The sequence below is a fragment of the Georgenia sp. Z2081 genome (assembly GCF_055326445.1).
In genome coordinates this window covers 1-17,812 of sequence record NZ_JBUZNK010000011.1, presented here as the reverse complement: position 1 = coordinate 17,812, position 17,812 = coordinate 1, and the positions used below count along the sequence as shown (strand labels likewise).

Annotated in this window: 17 protein-coding genes and 1 tRNA gene; 11 read left to right on the top strand and 7 right to left on the bottom strand. The window is 69.9% G+C overall.

Annotated features, from left to right (window positions below; translation table 11 throughout):
- Positions 1-31: 31 nt before the first annotated feature.
- Positions 32-718 carry a 5-formyltetrahydrofolate cyclo-ligase gene (locus ACZLKG_RS13590; protein WP_425708135.1) on the bottom strand — a complete coding sequence of 229 codons (687 nt, stop codon included), beginning with the start codon at positions 716-718 and terminating at the stop codon, positions 32-34.
- Between the two features lie 152 nt (positions 719-870).
- On the opposite strand from ACZLKG_RS13590, the gene ACZLKG_RS13585 reads away from it, so the two are divergent.
- Positions 871-1,539 carry a GNAT family N-acetyltransferase gene (locus ACZLKG_RS13585; protein ID WP_425708136.1) on the top strand — a complete coding sequence of 223 codons (669 nt, stop codon included), beginning with the start codon at positions 871-873 and terminating at the stop codon, positions 1,537-1,539.
- Between the two features lie 16 nt (positions 1,540-1,555).
- Here the strand turns inward: ACZLKG_RS13585 and ACZLKG_RS13580 are convergent, their stop codons facing one another.
- Complete coding sequence (locus ACZLKG_RS13580; protein WP_425708137.1) at positions 1,556-2,341, bottom strand: hypothetical protein; 786 nt, start codon at positions 2,339-2,341, stop codon at positions 1,556-1,558.
- 211 nt (positions 2,342-2,552) lie between these two features.
- Here ACZLKG_RS13580 and ACZLKG_RS13575 point away from each other — a divergent pair, with 211 nt between their 5' ends.
- Both ACZLKG_RS13575 and ACZLKG_RS13570 read left to right on the top strand, forming a co-directional pair.
- On the top strand, positions 2,553-3,797 hold the full coding sequence (locus tag ACZLKG_RS13575) for a hypothetical protein (protein WP_425708138.1): 1,245 nt from the start codon (positions 2,553-2,555) through the stop codon (positions 3,795-3,797).
- Between the two features lie 186 nt (positions 3,798-3,983).
- A tRNA-Ala gene (locus tag ACZLKG_RS13570) sits at positions 3,984-4,056 on the top strand.
- A 254-nt stretch (positions 4,057-4,310) separates the two neighbouring features.
- Here ACZLKG_RS13570 and ACZLKG_RS13565 read toward each other — a convergent pair.
- The 4 genes from ACZLKG_RS13565 to ACZLKG_RS13550 form a co-directional block, all read right to left on the bottom strand.
- Positions 4,311-4,604: a SemiSWEET family sugar transporter gene (locus ACZLKG_RS13565; protein WP_463649044.1), complete on the bottom strand. Its 294-nt coding sequence runs from the start codon at positions 4,602-4,604 to the stop codon at positions 4,311-4,313.
- A 1,017-nt stretch (positions 4,605-5,621) separates the two neighbouring features.
- The gene (locus ACZLKG_RS13560) at positions 5,622-6,242 is read right to left on the bottom strand and encodes a CueP family metal-binding protein (RefSeq protein ID WP_463649043.1); all 621 of its coding nucleotides are present in this window, start codon (positions 6,240-6,242) and stop codon (positions 5,622-5,624) included.
- Positions 6,243-6,318: 76 nt separating this feature from the next.
- Positions 6,319-6,909: a DUF305 domain-containing protein gene (locus tag ACZLKG_RS13555; protein ID WP_425714669.1), complete on the bottom strand. Its 591-nt coding sequence runs from the start codon at positions 6,907-6,909 to the stop codon at positions 6,319-6,321.
- A gap of 112 nt (positions 6,910-7,021) precedes the next feature.
- The gene (locus tag ACZLKG_RS13550) at positions 7,022-7,483 is read right to left on the bottom strand and encodes a DUF6153 family protein (protein ID WP_425710265.1); all 462 of its coding nucleotides are present in this window, start codon (positions 7,481-7,483) and stop codon (positions 7,022-7,024) included.
- Positions 7,484-7,871: 388 nt separating this feature from the next.
- Here ACZLKG_RS13550 and ACZLKG_RS13545 point away from each other — a divergent pair, with 388 nt between their 5' ends.
- The 8 genes from ACZLKG_RS13545 to ACZLKG_RS13510 all read left to right on the top strand — a co-directional run bounded on the left by ACZLKG_RS13545 (position 7,872) and on the right by ACZLKG_RS13510 (position 15,994).
- Complete coding sequence (locus ACZLKG_RS13545) at positions 7,872-8,084, top strand: heavy-metal-associated domain-containing protein (protein WP_425710264.1); 213 nt, start codon at positions 7,872-7,874, stop codon at positions 8,082-8,084.
- 1 nt (position 8,085) lies between these two features.
- Positions 8,086-9,102 (top strand): heavy-metal-associated domain-containing protein, encoded by a 1,017-nt coding sequence (locus tag ACZLKG_RS13540; protein ID WP_463649042.1) that lies wholly within the window; start codon positions 8,086-8,088, stop codon positions 9,100-9,102.
- Positions 9,092-11,416 carry a heavy metal translocating P-type ATPase gene (locus tag ACZLKG_RS13535; protein WP_463649041.1) on the top strand — a complete coding sequence of 775 codons (2,325 nt, stop codon included), beginning with the start codon at positions 9,092-9,094 and terminating at the stop codon, positions 11,414-11,416. The genes ACZLKG_RS13540 and ACZLKG_RS13535 overlap by 11 nt, the downstream gene beginning before the upstream one ends.
- A gap of 33 nt (positions 11,417-11,449) precedes the next feature.
- Positions 11,450-11,719 carry a hypothetical protein gene (locus ACZLKG_RS13530; RefSeq protein ID WP_425710261.1) on the top strand — a complete coding sequence of 90 codons (270 nt, stop codon included), beginning with the start codon at positions 11,450-11,452 and terminating at the stop codon, positions 11,717-11,719.
- A 328-nt stretch (positions 11,720-12,047) separates the two neighbouring features.
- A complete protein-coding gene (locus ACZLKG_RS13525) occupies positions 12,048-14,000 on the top strand; it encodes a heavy metal translocating P-type ATPase (RefSeq protein WP_463649040.1) in 1,953 nt (650 codons plus the stop codon).
- Between the two features lie 50 nt (positions 14,001-14,050).
- Entirely contained in the window at positions 14,051-14,365 is a 315-nt protein-coding gene (locus ACZLKG_RS13520; protein ID WP_425710259.1) for a metal-sensitive transcriptional regulator, read from the top strand.
- Positions 14,366-14,642: 277 nt separating this feature from the next.
- Positions 14,643-15,206, top strand: coding sequence for a TlpA family protein disulfide reductase (locus ACZLKG_RS13515; RefSeq protein ID WP_425710258.1), 564 nt, complete (start codon positions 14,643-14,645; stop codon positions 15,204-15,206).
- Positions 15,203-15,994, top strand: a complete 792-nt coding sequence (locus tag ACZLKG_RS13510; RefSeq protein ID WP_463649039.1) for a cytochrome c biogenesis CcdA family protein — start codon at positions 15,203-15,205, stop codon at positions 15,992-15,994. Before ACZLKG_RS13515 ends, ACZLKG_RS13510 begins: the two co-directional genes overlap by 4 nt.
- 312 nt (positions 15,995-16,306) lie before the next feature.
- Here the strand turns inward: ACZLKG_RS13510 and ACZLKG_RS13505 are convergent, their stop codons facing one another.
- Positions 16,307-17,785 carry a CAP domain-containing protein gene (locus ACZLKG_RS13505; RefSeq protein ID WP_463648577.1) on the bottom strand — a complete coding sequence of 493 codons (1,479 nt, stop codon included), beginning with the start codon at positions 17,783-17,785 and terminating at the stop codon, positions 16,307-16,309.
- Positions 17,786-17,812: the final 27 nt, after the last annotated feature.

Below are 17,812 nucleotides of genomic sequence, written 5' to 3'. Positions count from 1 at the left end.
GCCGCGGGGGTGGCGGCGATGGCCGGCGGCGTCAGGCGCCGCGGGCGGGAGCCGTGCCGCCGCTGGCCGTCGCCTCGTACGGGTCGTCGGGCGGCAGGAGGCTCGTCGTGCCGGACGGCTGGACCACGCCGGTCACGCGCACATCCTGCGGCCCGTGCGGCAGGGTCGTCTCGACCAGCTCGTCGTCGAAGAGGACCGCCCACACCGCCGTCTCGGGCCCGATGAGCTTGAGGACGCGGTCGTACCAGCCGCCGCCCTGACCAAGCCGGTTGCCGTGCCGGTCGACGGCCAGGGCGGGCACGATGACGATGTCGGCCTCCGCGATCGTCTCCGACGGCAGCGGGGCGCCCGACGGCTCGAGGGGGCGCCCGGGGGCGCGCTCGGCGAGGTCGTCGGTGCCGCGGTAGACGGCCCAGGCGCGGGCGAGCCCCGGACCGAGGGCGGGCAGCAGGATGCGCACGCCCGTCTCGTGGAGGGTCTCGATCGTCGGGAGCGAGGGGGGCTCGGAGGGCCGTGCGACGTGGTGCGCGACCGTCCGTGCGCCGTCGAGCAGGGGGAGGACGCGTCGGGCGATGTCGAGCCCCGCGCGTGCGCGCCCGGTGTCCGGCTGCCGACCACGGTGCTCCCGGACGGCCTCGCGAAGCAGCTGCTTCGCGTCGTCGACCTCGAGGTGGTCCACGCGCGGAAGGTCAAGGATGCGCCGGTGCATGGCCACCATGATGCCAAGGATCGGCTGGTCCGGCGCGGGCTGGGGACGGGAAGTTCGGTCCGTTTCGCCCCCGGCGGACGCGGTGGCGGACCGTGCGCGAAGGTGCCTGCGGAACCGGTGCCGCGGTCGGATCCCCGCACGCCCGGGCCTACGCTCGGTGCGTGCCCGATCCCGCCACCTGGCCCGTCCGGCTGGTCGACGACGACCTCGTGCTGCGCGGCCTGCGTCGTCGGGACCGCCGCCGGTGGCAGGCCCTGCTCGGTGCCAACCACGAGTGGCTGTCGCCGTGGATGGCCGGATCACCCGCGCCCGGGCGGACCATGGGCGTGGGTGAGCAGATCGTCGCCCACCGGCGGGCCGCGCGGGCCGGGGACGCGCTGCCGTTCGTCGTCGAGGTGGCGGGCGAGCTCGTCGGGGCCGTGACCGCCCAGCCGATCACGCGCGGGTCCTCCTGGTCGGCGTCGATCGGCTACTGGGTCTCGAGGCACGTCGCCGGTCGGGGGGTCGCGCCCCGCGCCGTCGCACTGGTCGCCGACCACCTCGTCGACGAGCTCGGCATGCACCGCGTGGAGATCGACGTGCGGCCCGAGAACGATGCGAGCCTGCGCGTCGTGGCCAAGCTCGGGTTCCCCGAGGAGGGGCGGCGCCGCGGACTGATGTTCGTCGACGGCGACTGGCGCGACCATCGCTCCTTCGCGCTCCTGGCGGGCGACCTCGGCCCGGGCCCGGGCGCCGTGCTGCGCCACGTGCACCGGGGCGGGTCCGGCCCCGCAACGGGTCCGGCCCCGCCCCGCGGGAGCGGGACGGGGCCGGAGGTGGTCGGCGCCTGACGGGCGCCGGGACCGACTACTCGACGGTGCCGGTGAGCTCGCCCTCGAAGTCCTCGCCGAGGCGCTCGCCGGCGTCGTCGCGGGGCTCGAAGGAGACCTCGATCGTGAAGGCCTCGCCGGGCTGGTAGAGCATGACCTCGCCGACCGAGTACTGCTCGCCGCTGCCGAGGGTGTAAACGTCCTCGCCGAGGGAGTCGCTGTTGACGCCGTTGTCGTTGACGCCGTTCTCCTCCAGGAGGTCGCTGTCCGCGACGGACGGCTGCTGCATGTAGGGCCAGGTGTCATAGGACAGGCCGGCGTCGACGAGGCCGTAGGTGAGGTTGATCGGGTCGCCGTTGTTCGTCACCACGTAGTTGAGGATGAGGACCTCGTCGCCCTCAGCCACGATGGGCTCCTCGGTGTCCGGGTCCGCCCACACGCTCGAGCGCGTCGCCTGGCCGGTGCCGACCTGGTAGACGTCGACGGTCACGTCGCCGGCCTCGATCGTGCCGAGCAGCTCGCCGTCCTCGGTGACCTCGTTGGCCCAGGGCGCCGCGGAACCGGCACCGCCGGACGCGTCGGCGCCGTCGGACGGGGCCTCGTCGCTCTCGGACTCGCTCGGGGACTCCGCGGCGGCGTCGTCGGACGGGGTCTCGTCGGACTCCGACTCCTCGTCCTCGGACGGGGCCTCCTCGGTGGTCTCCTCCTCGGGCGCCTCCTCGCTGGTGGGCTCCTCGACGGGGGTCGTCTCCTCGGCGTCGTCGCCGCCGCAGGCCGCGAGCGTGAGGGCCGTGGCCGCGGCGAGCGCGACGGTCGCGGTCATCCTCCTGGTGGTACTGCGCATGTGGGGGTGCTCCTCGGTTCGTCGATCGGGTCGGCGAGGGGCGGGGGCGCCTCGCTCGTCGCCCCATGAGGGGCCTTCGGCAGGATAGCGACGCGAGGTGGTGCATCCGGCGGAAATGAACGGATTGCGGTCCCCCTCACGTCCGCGCGCCTCCCCGGACTCCGGCGCGGCCCGACCTAGCGTGGGATCCGTGGATCTTCAGGGCTACGTCCTCGCTGCGGCGGTGATCATGCTCCTGGTCTACGCGCTGCCCGCGGTCGCGGACCGTCGGCGCCTCATGGCCGCGACGCGGCTGGAGGACCGGCACTCGGACCGGCTGCGGGTGCTGGCGACCGTCGGCGACGGCGGCCGTCGCGGCCGGGCCTCGCCCGGCCACCCCGGTCGGCTCGCGCGCAGCGCGACCGATCGCCCCACCGCCCCGCCACTGCTGCCCATCGGACCGGAGTCACGCGCCATGAGCACGATCAAGCCCCGCCTCTCGGAGCCGGCCCGGCGTGCACGCGACCTCGCGCACGCCAGGTCGCAGCGGGCCGCCCGGATGAGCAGGCGCGACGCCGCGCGCAACCGCCGCACGATGTACCAGGTGGTCCTCGGGCTGCTGACCGTCGCGGCCTGGGCCCTCGTGCACTACGCCGGTTGGAACCTCGCCGCCGCGATCGTGCCGAGCGTGCTGCTCGCCGGCGTCGTGGCGCTGTCCGTGCGCGCTGCGGGGGAGCGTCGGACGCTCAACTCGATCGACCGCGCGGAGATCCGACGCATCGACGGCGAGCTCAAGGAGCTGGCCCGCCGTCCGCGCGAGGTCGGGCTGCTCGAGCAGGCCGCCGCCGAGCCCGCCTCCGGGGATCGCCCGGGCGAGCTCACCGCGGCTCCGCTCGAGGACGAGGACGTCGCGGGCGTGCCGGGGAGCGTCACCGGCGGCGCGGCGGCGCACGCCGTCGGAGCACCGGCGCGTGCCGGCCAGGCTCCGGCGCCTGCCCGCCTCGACGACGTCGCCTCGCGGACCTGGGCGACCGTCGCCGCCGCCCGGCTCACCGCCGACAGCGACGAGCACACCGGCTCGGCCGACCGGGCCGAGGATGGGCCGGCAGGCGCGGATGCGAGGGACGACGCCGACGAGCCGACCGAGGCGCCCGAGGGCGACCAGCACCCGGCTCGCCCGTTCCTGGCGAACGAGGCGCCCGACGCCTGGACCCCGGTGCCGGTGCCCGCCTCGCGGTGGGCCGACGACGGCGCCGGGCTCCAGCGCCGCACCGCTCCCTCCTTCTCCCCGCCGGCGGCCCCGTCCGCCCGGGTGCCGCTGCGCCCGACCCGGCCGGCCTCGTCCGGGAGCGTCGTCGCCGGGTCCGGCGCCGACGCCCCTCCCGTGGGGACGCCGCGCGCACCCGTGCTCGACCTCGACGCGGCACTTGCACGCCGTCGCGCGAAGGGCGCCTGACCGCCGCGAGACGTGCGTCGGCCGGGCTCCGGTCGCTCCCGGGGAGTGTTCGGGCAGCGCCCGCGGCCGGGTGCCGGACCTGCCTCGACGGCCGTGCGGCCATGACGCAGGACACGGATCGAGGCGCTGGCCCGGGGTCCGCGCGATGCTAGACTTTTCTTCGCTCACCGGCCCGCCGGGGAGCATGGGGCTATGGCGCAGTTGGTAGCGCGTCTCGTTCGCAATGAGAAGGTCGGGGGTTCGAATCCCCCTAGCTCCACTCGAGGAACTCGTGAGACAGCGACTCGTGAACGGCTGGATCCCCGGATGCGGGGGTCCGGCCGTTTCTCCGTCGGTAGGAGTGCGCGGGCGTCAGGGCGGTTGAGCTCGGACATTGATCTCGCTCCCGTCCGGAGCCTGCCAGGCTGTCGCGCGTCTGGCAGAGGAGGTCGCGCCGATTCTGATCCGCATGGTCAATCGCTTCGGGCCGACCGGACTGCCCTGCCGGGTCCGTTCGCGGTCGAGAGGTGCGACTCAGACGTCCGGTTCGGCTTGCGCGCTGCTCCTCTTGAGTTGGGCCGCAACGGCGATGGTCACGAGTGCCACGGCCGTGGCTACCGTGTTGGGGATGACGAGCGGCCAGTCGTGCCGGGCCAGTCCGTAGAAGGCCCACAGCAGGAAGCCCGGGATGAGCAGGGCGAAATAGCCGAGTGATACATCGTCGGCGGACCGAGTTCGCAGCATCCTGTGAATCTGCAGAGTCGGGGCGATCGCCGTGACGACTCCCCACCCCGCCGCCGCCAGGCCAAGAACGTCGCTGAGCACCACGGGAGCCTCCTGCTGCTGACCCTGGCTCTGGTCCTCGTCCATAGTGCACGGGGGGCGACACGAAGATGCATCAAGACTATGTGAAGCAGCGCCCTCAACGTCGACATCGCCACCATCCTCCATCCGGCACTAACCGCATACACATACGCACATCTGATGACGAATCGTGTCTCGAGAAGTGACCGAGTATCACCACGCCTGCGTAGATTTGCAGCCAGCATCTCTTCGCCACGGCCGATGTTAGAAGGTCATGAGACGTGTGCATGCCCTGCGAAGGACACATTGCGCACAGTTGAGTCCCGGATAGTGGTGCAGCGCGGTGACCTCGTGGTCGTCTCAGATATGGGCGCGGTCGCCAGCGGCAAGATCAGTCTCAGGGGCACCACTTTGTCAGCATTGAGCTTCGGCTGTTTCCGCGCGAAACCGAGCCGCTCGAACCGCCGCCAGATGTTCGGTCCGAGTCCACCTGCGTCCATTCGAGGAACTCGTGAGACAGCGACTCGTGAACGGCTGAACCCCCGGGCGCCGGGAGTTCAGCCGTATTTCGTTGGTGGGCGTGCGCAGGCTTCAGGGCGGTTCGTGTTGCCACATCACGCCCACCGGTACGGTCGCCGGCATATTCCGCAGGGCTCGCAGCTGGCGGCCACGGCTAGGAGTGACGACGCCGTAGGTTGGGCACCCCATCAGCTGCCGCGGCGAGGAGACTGTGACCGTCACCAGTTCCTCGGTGCACTCGGGAGCCTCGACGTGCGCCCCGGGCTGTCCCACGAGGTCGTCCCGCCGTTGGCGTAGTTCAGTCGTAGAAGGGTGCACCAGGGCACTGAGTAGCGTGGCACAACGTCGAGGTCCCCGAGGGTGATCAGCATGACTCGTCACTGCTGGTCATCCAGGGGACCCCGACGCCTACCCCCGCAACCTCAACCCGGCGCGCCCCGCTCCCGACCGCTCACCCGAGCAGCCCCCGATGTCCGAAGAGCCTGTACTCGCCGCCGCGCTGTCGAACCTGTTATCTGATGGTCAGGTAACTCGCAGGGTGGTGATGCACGTCGGGTCATCCTCGTTCAGCGTGGTGATTGCCACTGTCCCTTCCTGTCCTTCATGCGCGATCGTGAGGGTTCCCTCGATGTCGCGAGGCACCCACAACCCGACGAAGCCGTTGTCGAACGTCTCGCGCGTCTCGTTGATGAGAACTTCACCGTCGGCGTCGGTGAGCACGACTTGAACGTCCGCATTGCCGAGTTCACCGATACAGGTGGTCAGGCTGTGGAAATAGCAGTCGTGCGTCTGCTCGCGATAGGGCGCGACGGAGACGTATACCTCGTCCTCGGGCATCGGCAGTTGTGCCTCGCGGCCCTGGTCATCGGTGAGCACGAGAGCGTCAGGCTGAACGGATGCGAGCAGATCAGATGGGCGATCGGCAACGGGCATCGTGTCGAGCCGCTCGATGACCTGCGCGGCGTCGAGTCCCGCCAGGTCGTGCGTGGAGAAGAACTCGCTGTCGGAAGCTTGGTTGCTGGATGGCGGCGTTGCTGATTCGGGGGTGGAGTTTGCGCAACCGGCGAGCACGAGGCCAGAGATGAGCGCCATGGTGGCTGCGGTGAGCAGACTCCCTCGTCGGGTCCTGGTGGGGTTGGTCATAGTTTGATCCTTTGAGACGTGGGGGCAAGCCGGTGTCGGAACGCTCGAGCGTTCCGACACCGGCCCGGACGGAGCGTTAGAGGGAGGCCAAGAGGTCTTCCATCTCCTGGATTTCTGCGGTCTGGTCGTCGATGATCGTTTGTGCGAGCTCGATCGCAGCCGGGTCGCTTCCGTCCTCGACCTGGGTCTGGGCCATCTCGACCGCTCCTTCGTGATGGACGATCATCTGCTCCAGGAACAGGCGCGACGCCTCGGTGCCACTGGCCGCTTCGAGGGCGGCGAGATCCTCCTCGGACATCATTCCGTCGCCGTGGTCCATCCCGTCCATCTCGCGTTCGTCCGGGTCGACGCCCCAGTCATCGAGCCAACCATTGAGCTGGTTGATCTCGGGGCCCTGGGCCGCCTTGATCTCCTCGGCCAACGTCGCCACCTCCGGGTCGACGTCGTCCTTGGCGAGGACGATGTTGCTCATCTCGATGGCCTGCTCGTGGTGGACGATCATCATCGATGCGAACATCACGTCCGCATCGTTGACGCCTGCTGCTTGCTCGGTCGAGTCGTCTTCCGTGACCGGCGTCGAGTCGTCCTCGCTCCCGGCGGAGCAGCCGGCCAGTACCAAGGCAGCGGCGAGGGCGAGCGCAGCGGTCGCCGCAGTTCGGGTAGTCATCAGTGTTCTCCAATATCAACAGTCGCTTGGATGGCACGCGAACCTCGATGGCATCGCGTGAGTGAGGTGGGGAACCCTGGGCGTTCTGGGACGCGCCGGGTTCACCGGCCCCTCACGTGCGACTGATGCAGAGAACGTGTAAGGACGGTGCCCTCAGTGGCACTCGGACGGTGAGGCGGACCTGGGGATGATCTGATCGTGGGTTGCTGTGCATCCATCCAGGGAGGAGACGCGGCGGCATCAGGACGAGCAGCGCGAGCAGAAGCGCGAGCACACACGCCATCGCCATCTCTAGATGGTCGCTGGCGCCGCAGTCCGCACACGCACCCTCGTGGTTCTTGGCCGTGTCGCTGGATGTCTGCTGCCCTACTGCCGCGTGGTGGGCCTCTCCGGCCTCAGGGGCGGAAACTGAGATGGCTGCGGGCGCCTGGGCAGTCGGAGTGCCATGCAGGTTCAGCGTATGCATGGCGACCAGGCCCACGATGATCCCGGCAACAAGCAGACCACCCCAGAGGAGGCGCCGGAAGATGCCCCGAGGGGCTCTCTCGGATCGCGTCGCCGGCACGGACACCATCGGGCCAGGTTACCGACCGCCCCTGTGGTCGACCACAAGCCGCCCGGACACCTGACTCATGTGCAGGAGCACCACTGGCGGTGTCGGCCCCGGTCAGCGCAACCGGGGTATCGCCGAGGTGACGGACGGTGAACAGCGGGTCGATGGAGACAGGCCGGGTGTTGTTACCGGGCGTGCGGTGACCCTCGCCGGTGATCGCGATCGCGGAGCTGCTCACCGCGTTCCTTCCTGAGTCGCGGAGGCAGTGAACGCCGGCAACAGGATCGCCTAGATGAACCGCGGCGCGTCATCGGGGTCGAGGCAGAACGTGGCGGCTCCAACAATTGATTGATACCCGCTAGGGGTATAGGGTGACGGTCGTCGTACACAGATGAAGGAGTAGGAAGCCATGGCAACCACGACCGAGTACCAGGTGACTGGCATGAGCTGCGGACACTGCGAGAGCGCGGTCCGCGCCGAGGTAGGCGAGGTCCCCGGCGTCACCGGCATCGACGTCAGCGCGGCCACCGGCCACCTGGCTGTGACGGCCGATGGGCCGGTAGATGATGCCGCGGTGATCGCCGCAGTCGATGAGGCTGGTTACGCCGCCGTCAGGAGCTGACATGAAGGCGCCTGCGCGGCTCGGCCTGTACGGGCTGCTCCTGGTGGCTGTGTTCGCTGTGGCTGGATTCGTAGCGAACGCGGTGGTTTCCGAGGAGACCGTGCAGGGCTGGACGCACGACACCGACGACACCGCCCACCACGACGGAGAAGGTCTGATGAACGCCGTCGAGCAGGACGGTCGCGAGGCCGGAGTGTCGTCACTGGGCCTGAGCCTGGCCCAGGGGGGTTACCGGCTGGCCGCCGTGATCGCGCCGACCGACACGACCAGCGAGGGCGAGCTGTCCTTGACCGTGACCGGCCCGGACGGCATGGCGGTGACGGACTTCGAGGTGGAGCACGAGCAGGAGCTGCACCTGATCGCCGTCCGTGCTGACGGGCAGCACTTCCGCCACGTGCACCCCGAGATGGATGACGAGGGCACCTGGTCGATCCCCTGGCAGTGGGACGGAGCTGGCTCCTACCGGGTCTTCGCGGACTTTGTCCCCGCAGACACCGGAGAGGGCCTCGCACTCTCGACCTCGGTCCAGGTGGCCGGCGATTACAACCCGGGACCGGCGACCGAGCCGGTTACCGAGACGACCGTGGGCGGCTTCGACGTCAGCGTGGAGGGCAGCCTCACCGCAGGTGAGGCGTCCGAGCTGACCATGACCATCACTCGTGACGGCGAGCCGGTCACCGAACTGGAGCCCTACCTGGGCGCATTCGGTCACCTGGTTGCCCTTCGTAACGGGGACCTGGCCTACCTGCACGTCCACCCGCACGGGGACGAACCCCAGGCTGGGGAGACCTCCGGACCCGAGATCGTGTTCGAGGCCACCGCGCCCACGCCTGGGAGTTACCTGCTTTATCTCGACTTCCAGATCGACGGCGAGGTCCACACCGCGCCGCTGGTGATCGACACGACCACCGACCCAGGCGAAGGCCCCGGCGGCGGGGAGCGCTCCGAGGACGGGCGTCCCGGCCAGGAGCCGGGAAACGCTGACGAGAATGAGGGCGGAGACGGCCATGACCACTGAGAACACCAGCACGGGCATCGCCAGCATCGAGCTGCAGATCGGTGGCATGACCTGCGCCTCGTGCGCGAACCGGATCGAGAAGAAGCTCAACAAGCTCGACGGCGTCACCGCCAGCGTGAACTACGCGACCGAGAAGGCCAGCGTCACGGGCCCCGACGATCTCGATCCGATGCTGTTGGTCGCCGCAGTCGAGAAGACCGGGTACACGGCCGCACTCCCGACCCCTACCAAGGGTTCCGATCAGAGCCCGGGCGAGGAGGGTGAGTCTGCCGCGGACGCCGAGCTGCGTTCGCTGCGCCAGCGGCTCATCGGCTCTGCCATCCTCGCGGTGCCGGTGATCGCCATGGCGATGATTCCCGCCCTGCAGTTCGACTACTGGGGCTTCGCGTCACTGGTGCTCGCCGCTCCGGTCGTGGTGTGGGCCGGCTGGCCCTTCCACAAGGCGGCGTGGATGAACCTGCGCCATGGCGCGGCGACGATGGACACCCTCATCTCGGTGGGCACGACCGCGGCGATGCTCTGGTCGATCGTGGCCCTGTTCTTCGGCACCGCCGGCCAGCCCGGCACGGTTCACCCCTTCGAGCTGACCATCTCTCGCTCCGACGGGCTCGGACACATCTATCTCGAGGTGGCAGCCGGGGTGATCACGTTCATCCTGCTCGGCCGCTACTTCGAGAAGCGCTCCAAGCGCCGCGCCGGTGCCGCCCTGCGCGCCCTGCTGGAGCTTGGGGCGAAAGAAGTATCGGTGCTGCGCGATGGAAGGGAGCAGCGGGTCTCCGTCGAGGAGCTGGCCGTAGGCGAGGAGTTTGTCGTCCGGCCCGGGGAGAAGATCGCCACCGACGGAACGATCAGCTCCGGCAAGTCCGCGATCGACGCCTCCATGCTCACCGGCGAATCCGTTCCCGTCGAGGTCGGCGAAGGCGACACCGTGGCCGGGGCGACCGTCAACGCCGGCGGCCGGCTCGTGGTGAAGGCCACTCGGGTGGGCTCGGACACGCAGCTGGCGCAGATGGCAAAGATGGTCGAGGACGCTCAATCGGGCAAGGCCGAGATCCAGCGCCTCGCCGACCGCGTCTCCGGGGTGTTCGTGCCGATCGCGATCGCGATCGCCGTTGCAGCCCTGGGCGCGTGGATCGGCGCCGGGTTCCCCCTGTCGGCAGGTTTCACCGCCGCCGTGGCGGTGCTCATCATCGCCTGCCCCTGCGCCCTGGGCCTCGCCACTCCGACGGCACTGCTGGTCGGCACCGGTCGCGGTGCGCAGATGGGGGTGCTCATCAAGGGCCCCGAGACCCTCGAATCGACCCGCAAGGTCGACACGATCGTGCTCGACAAGACCGGCACCGTCACGACCGGGAAGATGACCCTCACCGATGTCATCACCGCCGACGGGGGCGATCGAGCCGAGCTGCTGCGCCTGGCCGGTGGCTTGGAGGACTACTCCGAGCACCCGATCGCCCAAGCCATCGCGGCCGCCGCCACCAGCGAGGTCGGGGACCTGCCTGCGCCGGAGTCCTTCGACAATGTCGAGGGGCAAGGTGTGCAGGGCGTCATCGACGGCCACGCAGTGGTCGCTGGCCGGGAGTCGCTCCTGGCCGATTGGTCGATGCACGTGGACGAGAGCCTGCGTTCGGCCAAGCGGGCCGCCGAGGCCCAGGGCAAGACCGCGATCACGGTCGGATGGGACGGCGCCGCCCGTGGGGTCCTGGTCGTCTCCGATCAGATCAAGCCCACCAGTGCCCGGGCCGTAGCCCAGTTCAAGGAACTCGGACTGACGCCGGTGCTGCTGACCGGCGACAACCAGTCCGTGGCCGAGCAGGTCGCCTCCGAGGTCGGCATCGAGCAAGTCATCGCCGAAGTCCTACCCAAGGACAAGGTCGGTGTCGTCGCCCGGCTCCAGGACGAGGGCAAGGTTGTCGCGATGGTCGGCGACGGCGTCAACGATGCCCCCGCCCTGGCCCAGGCCGACCTGGGTCTAGCGATGGGCACCGGCACCGACGTGGCGATCGAGGCCGCCGACATCACCCTGGTGCGCGGGGACCTGCGCGCCGCTGCGGACGCCATCCGGCTGGCTAGGCGGACGCTGCGCACGATCAAGACCAACCTGTTCTGGGCCTTCGCCTACAACACCGCCGCGATCCCACTGGCCGCCTTCGGTCTGCTCAACCCGATGCTCGCCGGAGCGGCCATGGCCCTGTCGTCGGTGTTCGTCGTGTCGAACAGCCTGCGGCTGCGGACCTTCACGGCCCGCGCGGACGACGAGAGCGCGGCGGCTCCTGCTGGCACGGCACCGGCCCGTGAGCCGGTGAACGTCTGACCGTCGTCATCACGCAACAGGAAGGGACACCCGATGACTGCACACGAGAACCTGAACCTGACCGACGTTTCGTCGAGTGGAGGCAGCTGCTGTGGACACGCGCCGAGCGCCGACGCCGTCGCACAGACCTCCGCTGAGGAGATGGCCGAGTGCCCCGTGATGGCCGGCACCCCGGTCGTCAAGGCAGAAGCTGAGAACGCCGGTCTGGTCCGCGATCACAACGGCCAGCGGTACTGGCTGTGCTGCGCGTCCTGCGGCCCATTGTTCGACGCCGACCCCGATCGATACGCGACGGTGGGCTGAGGCCGCATCCGTTCCCGCGCTCCTTCGACGCACGTCCTCGCAGAGCGCGGGCCCTTCGCTCAGGCTCCATTCCCAGCCTGGAGGACACACGAAAGAGGCGACCATGAGCCACCACGACCACTCAACACGATCACCCTCGACGCCCGACGACACGCGGCACCACGGGTCCGATCCGCATGCTGGCCACCACTCCCACACCCAGGGACATGACGAGGCCTCGGATCACTCCGAGGCGCACGGGAACCACGGTGGACACGGCGATCACGGACATGGCGGGCACGCGGGTCACGGAGACCATGTCGCGCAGTTCCGACGCCTGTTCTGGATCATGCTGGTCCTCGCCGTGCCCGTGGTGGGGTTCAACGACATGTTCGCCGATCTCATCGGGTACCCGTTGCCCGAGGCAGGATGGGTCCGTTGGGTGTCGCCGGTCCTGGGAACCGTGATGTACGTCTGGGGCGGCCAGCCGTTCCTCACCGGCGCGGTCTCGGAGCTCCGCGCCCGCAAGCCCGGGATGATGCTGCTGATCGGCCTAGCCATCACCGTGGCGTTCCTCGCCTCTTGGGGTGCGAGCCTGGGCGTCCTGGACCATGAGCTGAACTTCTGGTGGGAACTGGCGCTGCTGGTGGTCATCATGCTGCTCGGCCACTGGATCGAGATGCGTTCCCTGGCGCAGACCACCTCCGCCCTCGACTCCCTGGCAGCGCTCCTCCCGGACGAGGCCGAGAAGGTTGACGGCGACGAGGTCGTGACGGTCTCCCCCGGCGATCTCGTGGTCGGCGACGTCGTCGTCGTCCGTCCCGGCTCTTCGGTACCCGCCGATGGAAAGATCGTCGACGGGTCGGCCTCCATGGATGAGTCGATGGTCACCGGAGAATCGAAGACGGTACGCCGCGAGATCGGTGAGCAGGTCGTCGCCGGCACTGTCGCCACCGACTCCGGGCTGCGGGTCGAGGTCACTGCCACCGGTGACGACACCGCCCTGGCGGGCATCCAGAAACTTGTCTCCGACGCGCAGGCCTCGTCCTCGCGCGCACAGAGGATCGCCGACACCGCCGCTGCCTGGCTGTTCTGGTTCGCCCTCGGCGCCGCATTGATCACCGCGGTCATCTGGTCGCTGATCGGGCTGCCGGACGCCGCGGTGGTGCGCACCATCACCGTCCTGGTCATCGCCTGTCCGCACGCACTCGGTCTGGCGATCCCCCTCGTGGTGTCCATCGCCACCGAGCGCGCAGCCCGCGGGGGCGTGCTGGTCAAGGACAGGCTCGCCCTGGAATCGATGCGCACCGTCGATTCCGTGCTGTTCGACAAGACCGGAACGCTGACCAAGGGCGAGCCCACCGTCACCGCCATCGAACCGGTCGGGAACCGCAGTGCCGAGGACGTTCTGGCGCTGGCCGCGGCTGCGGAGTCCGACAGCGAGCACCCCCTGGCCAGGGCCATCGTCGGCGCAGCCAGTGCCCGCGAGGTTCCAGTCGCGAAGGCTCAGGATTTCTCCTCCTCGCCGGCGGTCGGGGTCAAGGCAACCGTCGACAGCTCCGTGGTCGAGGTCGGTGGCCCCTACCTGCTCGACCAGCACGGGCTGGACGAACTGCCGGTCGCCGACCAGTGGCGGAACGAGGGGGCGATCATCCTCCACGTCCTGGCCGACGGCGAGGTCATCGGGGCGCTACGTCTGGCCGATGAGATCCGCCCCGAATCCCACGATGCTGTCGACGCCCTTCACGCCGCCGGCGCCCAGGTCGTGATGATCACCGGGGACGCCCAGGCCGTCGCCGACACCGTCGCGCGCGAGCTGGGCATCGACCGGGTCTTCGCCGGCGTGCGGCCAGAGGACAAGGCTGCCAAGGTCGCCGAGCTCCAGGACGAAGGCAGGAAGGTCGCCATGGTCGGTGACGGCGTCAACGACGCCCCTGCGCTCGCCCAGGCCGATGTCGGCATCGCCATCGGTGCCGGTACCGACGTAGCCATCGGGTCCGCCGGAGTCATCCTGGCCTCCTCCGACCCGCGCTCGGTGCTGTCCGTCATCGACCTCTCCCGCGCCAGCTACCGCAAGATGAAGCAGAACCTGTGGTGGGCCGCCGGGTACAACCTGATGTCGGTACCCCTGGCCGCCGGTGTGCTCGCACCGATCGGGTTCGTACTGCCGATGAGCATCGGCGCAATCCTGATGTCGGCCTCCACCGTCGTCGTTGCACTCAATGCCCAGCTGCTGCGGCGCCTCGATCTCACCCCCGCGTCCAGCACGGCGAAGATCATTGACCAGGCCACGACCGAATGAGCACCCGTCTGCTGTCGTAGCAGAGACCGCACGAATCCGGAGAAGACACGATGGACACCACCACCGCGACAGCAACCGAAGCTGACCACGGATACATCAGCGATAAGGACCGCTACCTGGCTCGTCTCAAGCGCATCGAGGGACAAGCCCGTGGAATCCACCGCATGATCGACGAGGACACCTACTGCATCGACATCCTCACCCAGATCAGCGCCGTCACCTCCGCGTTGGAGAACGTCGCCCTGGCCCTCCTCGACGACCACCTCAAGCACTGCGTAGTCCGGGCTGCCAAGGCCGGCGGCGCCGACGCTGACGAGAAGCTCAAGGAAGCCTCCGAAGCCATCAGTCGCCTCGTGAAGTCCTGAGGCGCGGCATGGATACGACCCGCGCGGTTGTGGGTGCACGGTCGTGGGGTCCTTCGCCGCTGCGTCATCGTGCTCATCACAACGCCGGGCTCCGGCACACCGACCACGCCCAACGCTCGTCTGCGCTCAGTTCTGGACGCCCGGGCAGACCTCGCTGCCCTGTCCCATGTCAACCGTGAAAGAGACGTTCCGGATAATGCCTGCCCCTCGTCCACACCCAGATCCCGACCACCAGGCTCGTCGCGGCCCGGGACGGCTGCGCGCTGTCGTAGCGACCGTGTTCGCCCTTGCCATCACGCTGGCCGGATGCGCACCCGGCAGCGGCGGCAGTCCCGCCGAGGTGGCCGGCGCAGGCTACGTGTCCGGTGACGGGTCCCTGTCGCTGTGGACGCCCGACGAGCGCGGTGCACCGGTCGAGATGACGGGCACGAGCTACACCGGGGAGAGCATCGACCTGACCGACTGGCGCGGGGAGGTGGCGGTGGTCAACTTCTGGTATGCCGCATGTCCGCCGTGCCGGGCCGAGGCGCCAGCCCTCGAGGCCATCGCCGAGGACTACCAGGACCAAGGGGTCCGCCTGCTCGGAGTCAACCCACGCGATGACACGGCCACCGCCCAGGCCTTCGAACGTACCTTCCAGATCCCCTACCCCTCCATCCATGACCAGAGCGCACGTGCCGTGGCCGCCTTCCAGGGCCTCGTGCCCCTGCAGGCCATGCCCACGACCGTGGTTCTGGACCGCCAGGGGCGGGTCGCGGCCCGCATCATGGGCGAGTTCGACCCCACCAGCCTGCGCGGCCTCATCGACGACACGCTCGCCGAGAGGGCCGAAGACGCATGAGCTGGGACCAGGTCGGCTCGTTCTTCGCCAGCACCGTGCTCACCGGCCCCATGCTCGCCGCGCTGCCCGTAGCCGCGCTGGCCGGATTCATCTCCTTCGCCTCCCCGTGCGTGCTGCCGCTGCTGCCCGGCTACGTCGGCTACCTCGGCGGCATGGCCGGAGCCACCACCCCGGGTGCGCAGCTGGCCGGCGGGCAGCAGACCAAGGTTCGTGACCGGCGCCTGCTGACCGGGGTACTGCTGTTCGTCGCCGGCTTCACCGCCGTGTTCGTCCTGCTCGGCGTCATCTTCGCCTGGCTGGGGATCCTGCTCGCTCCCTGGCTGGACATGATCACCCGCATCCTGGGTGTCCTCGTGGTGCTCATGGGCCTGGCCTTCATGGGCTACGTCCCCCTCATGCAGCGCGAGCGGCGCCTGCACCTGACCCCCCGGCAGGGCCTCTGGGGCGCGCCGCTGCTCGGCGTCGTCTTCGGGCTGGGCTGGGCCCCCTGCATGGGACCGACCTTGGCCGCGGTGCTCAGCCTCGCCTTCAGCGAGGCCGATCCCGCCCGCGGCGGAATCCTCGTGTTCGCCTACAGTCTCGGGCTGGGGATCCCGTTCGTCGCCGGAGCGATGCTGCTGTCCCGTTCCACCCGGGCGCTGAAGTTCCTACGGCGCCACCGCCTCACCTTCCAGCGCCTCGGCGGCGGGCTCCTCGTCCTGCTCGGACTGGCGATGATCACCGGGCTCTGGAACTGGATCTCGGGCTACCTGCAGGGCCTCGCCGCCAACTTCCAGACCATCGTCTGACTGTCAGGAGTCCCTTCACCGCCTGCTGAGGATGGGATAGGAGCGTCGACCACAGTCAGGCCCCTTCGCCTCACTGACCTCGTGCCCGTGACAGGACCTTTCTCTCCGTGCTCACCGGCCCTGCCCACGCCGCAGCAGCTGACCCACCGGCGCCACCCGCAGCGCTCGTGCCGACACCTGCCCGCGGCGCCGGGACGACTCAGTCCCGTCAACGACGACGGGGTCACCAGTCCGATGGACCGGTGACCCCGTCGGGTCCCGCTGCTAAGGAGCGCTGGGCGGACCGACAGAGGACGGCCCGCCCAGCGTGGATCAGCGGGTCTGCTCGATGCGGACGACCCCGAGGCTGTCCGCGCCGTCGCCGTCCCAGTCGCCGAACGCGGCGACGTCGCCGTCGCGCCCGTAGCGGGTCTCGATCACCTCGGCGTCGGAGGCCATCTCGTTCGTCACGAAGAAGTCGGCGCCACGCTGGAGGGCGAGGCTGTCCGCGCCGTCGCCGTCCCAGTCGCCCACGAGGACGAGGTCACCGTCGCGGCCGAGCGAGATCTCGCCGTCCACGCCTGCGCCGGTCGGATCGTTCGTCCAGATGACGTCGGAGCCGCGTCGGATGCCGAACGTGTCCGTGCCGTCGCCGTCGAAGTCGCCCACGAGGAGCGTGTCCCCGTCGGCACCGAAGGCGGCGAGCTCGATCTCGCCCGGGTTCTCGAGGTCGTTGATGATCTGCAGGACGTTGCCGTCACGGACCGCGAACGTGTCCGTGCCGTCGCCGTCGAAGTCGCCCTGGACGATCTCGTCGCCCGGCTCCCCGAGCCGGACGACCTGCTCGGCGGGGCCGGTGCCGAGGGTGTTCGTCAGGTGGATCTCGTTCCCGCGGCGCACGGCGATCGAGTCGGACCCGTCGCCGTCCCAGTCGCCGACGAAGATCTCGTCGCCCTCGACGCCGTAGAGGAAGCTGTGCGCGGCGTCGCCGGCGAGCTCGTCCGAGAGCAGGAAGCGCGGCGTGCCGGGCAGCTGCTCGGGCTCGGGCTCGGGGGCCGGCTCCGGCTCGGTGCGCGCGGCGTCGCGGGAGGCGGCGTCCGCCTCGCGCGCGGCATCGGCGTCCGGGGCCACCTGGTCGTTCTGCGCCTCGGTCTCGTCCTGCGGCTGCGCCTCGGGCTGGGGCGCGGTCTCGGGCTCCGGGGCCGGCTCCGCGGGCGCGGGCTCGGCCGGCGCGGGGGTCGAGCCGCCGGGGCCGCCGCCCGGGTAGGTGGCGAAGTTCTGGGTGGCGAACACGCGTCCGTCCCCCGAGACCGCCACGCCGACGCCGAAGTGCGTGTAGGACCCCGTGAGCAGGATGTTGTTGTGCACCGGCGAGTTGCGCCACTGGCTCATGAAGTAGTCGGCCTGGTGGTCCGGGTAGATGCCCCAGGACAGGATCTCCGAGGTGCCGGTCGATCCGGCGGGCACGGCCGACCGGCCGTAGTCCCCGCGGTGGACCATCGAGCCGATGCTCGCCTGGTGGTTGGACCAGGACTGCGCGACCGAGTCGATGGACCCGGTGCGCGTGAGCTGGGACAGGCCGTTGGCGGCGCGGTAGGCGTTGGTCTGGGCGGCGATCGCGTTGGCGACCTGGTTCTGCCAGCCGGCGTCGGTGCGGATGACGGGGCTGACGGTGCGGACGCCCGAGGGCGCCTCGGCCGCCTGGGCGGTCGTGACGGTCGCGCTCGCGGCGGCGACGGTCAGGAGTGCGGTGGCGACCCGGGGGGCGAGGGTGCGGCGCCGGGCGTGGCGGCCGCGCGGGGGTGCAAACACGTCGGTCGGTTCTCCTTGTTATCGGAA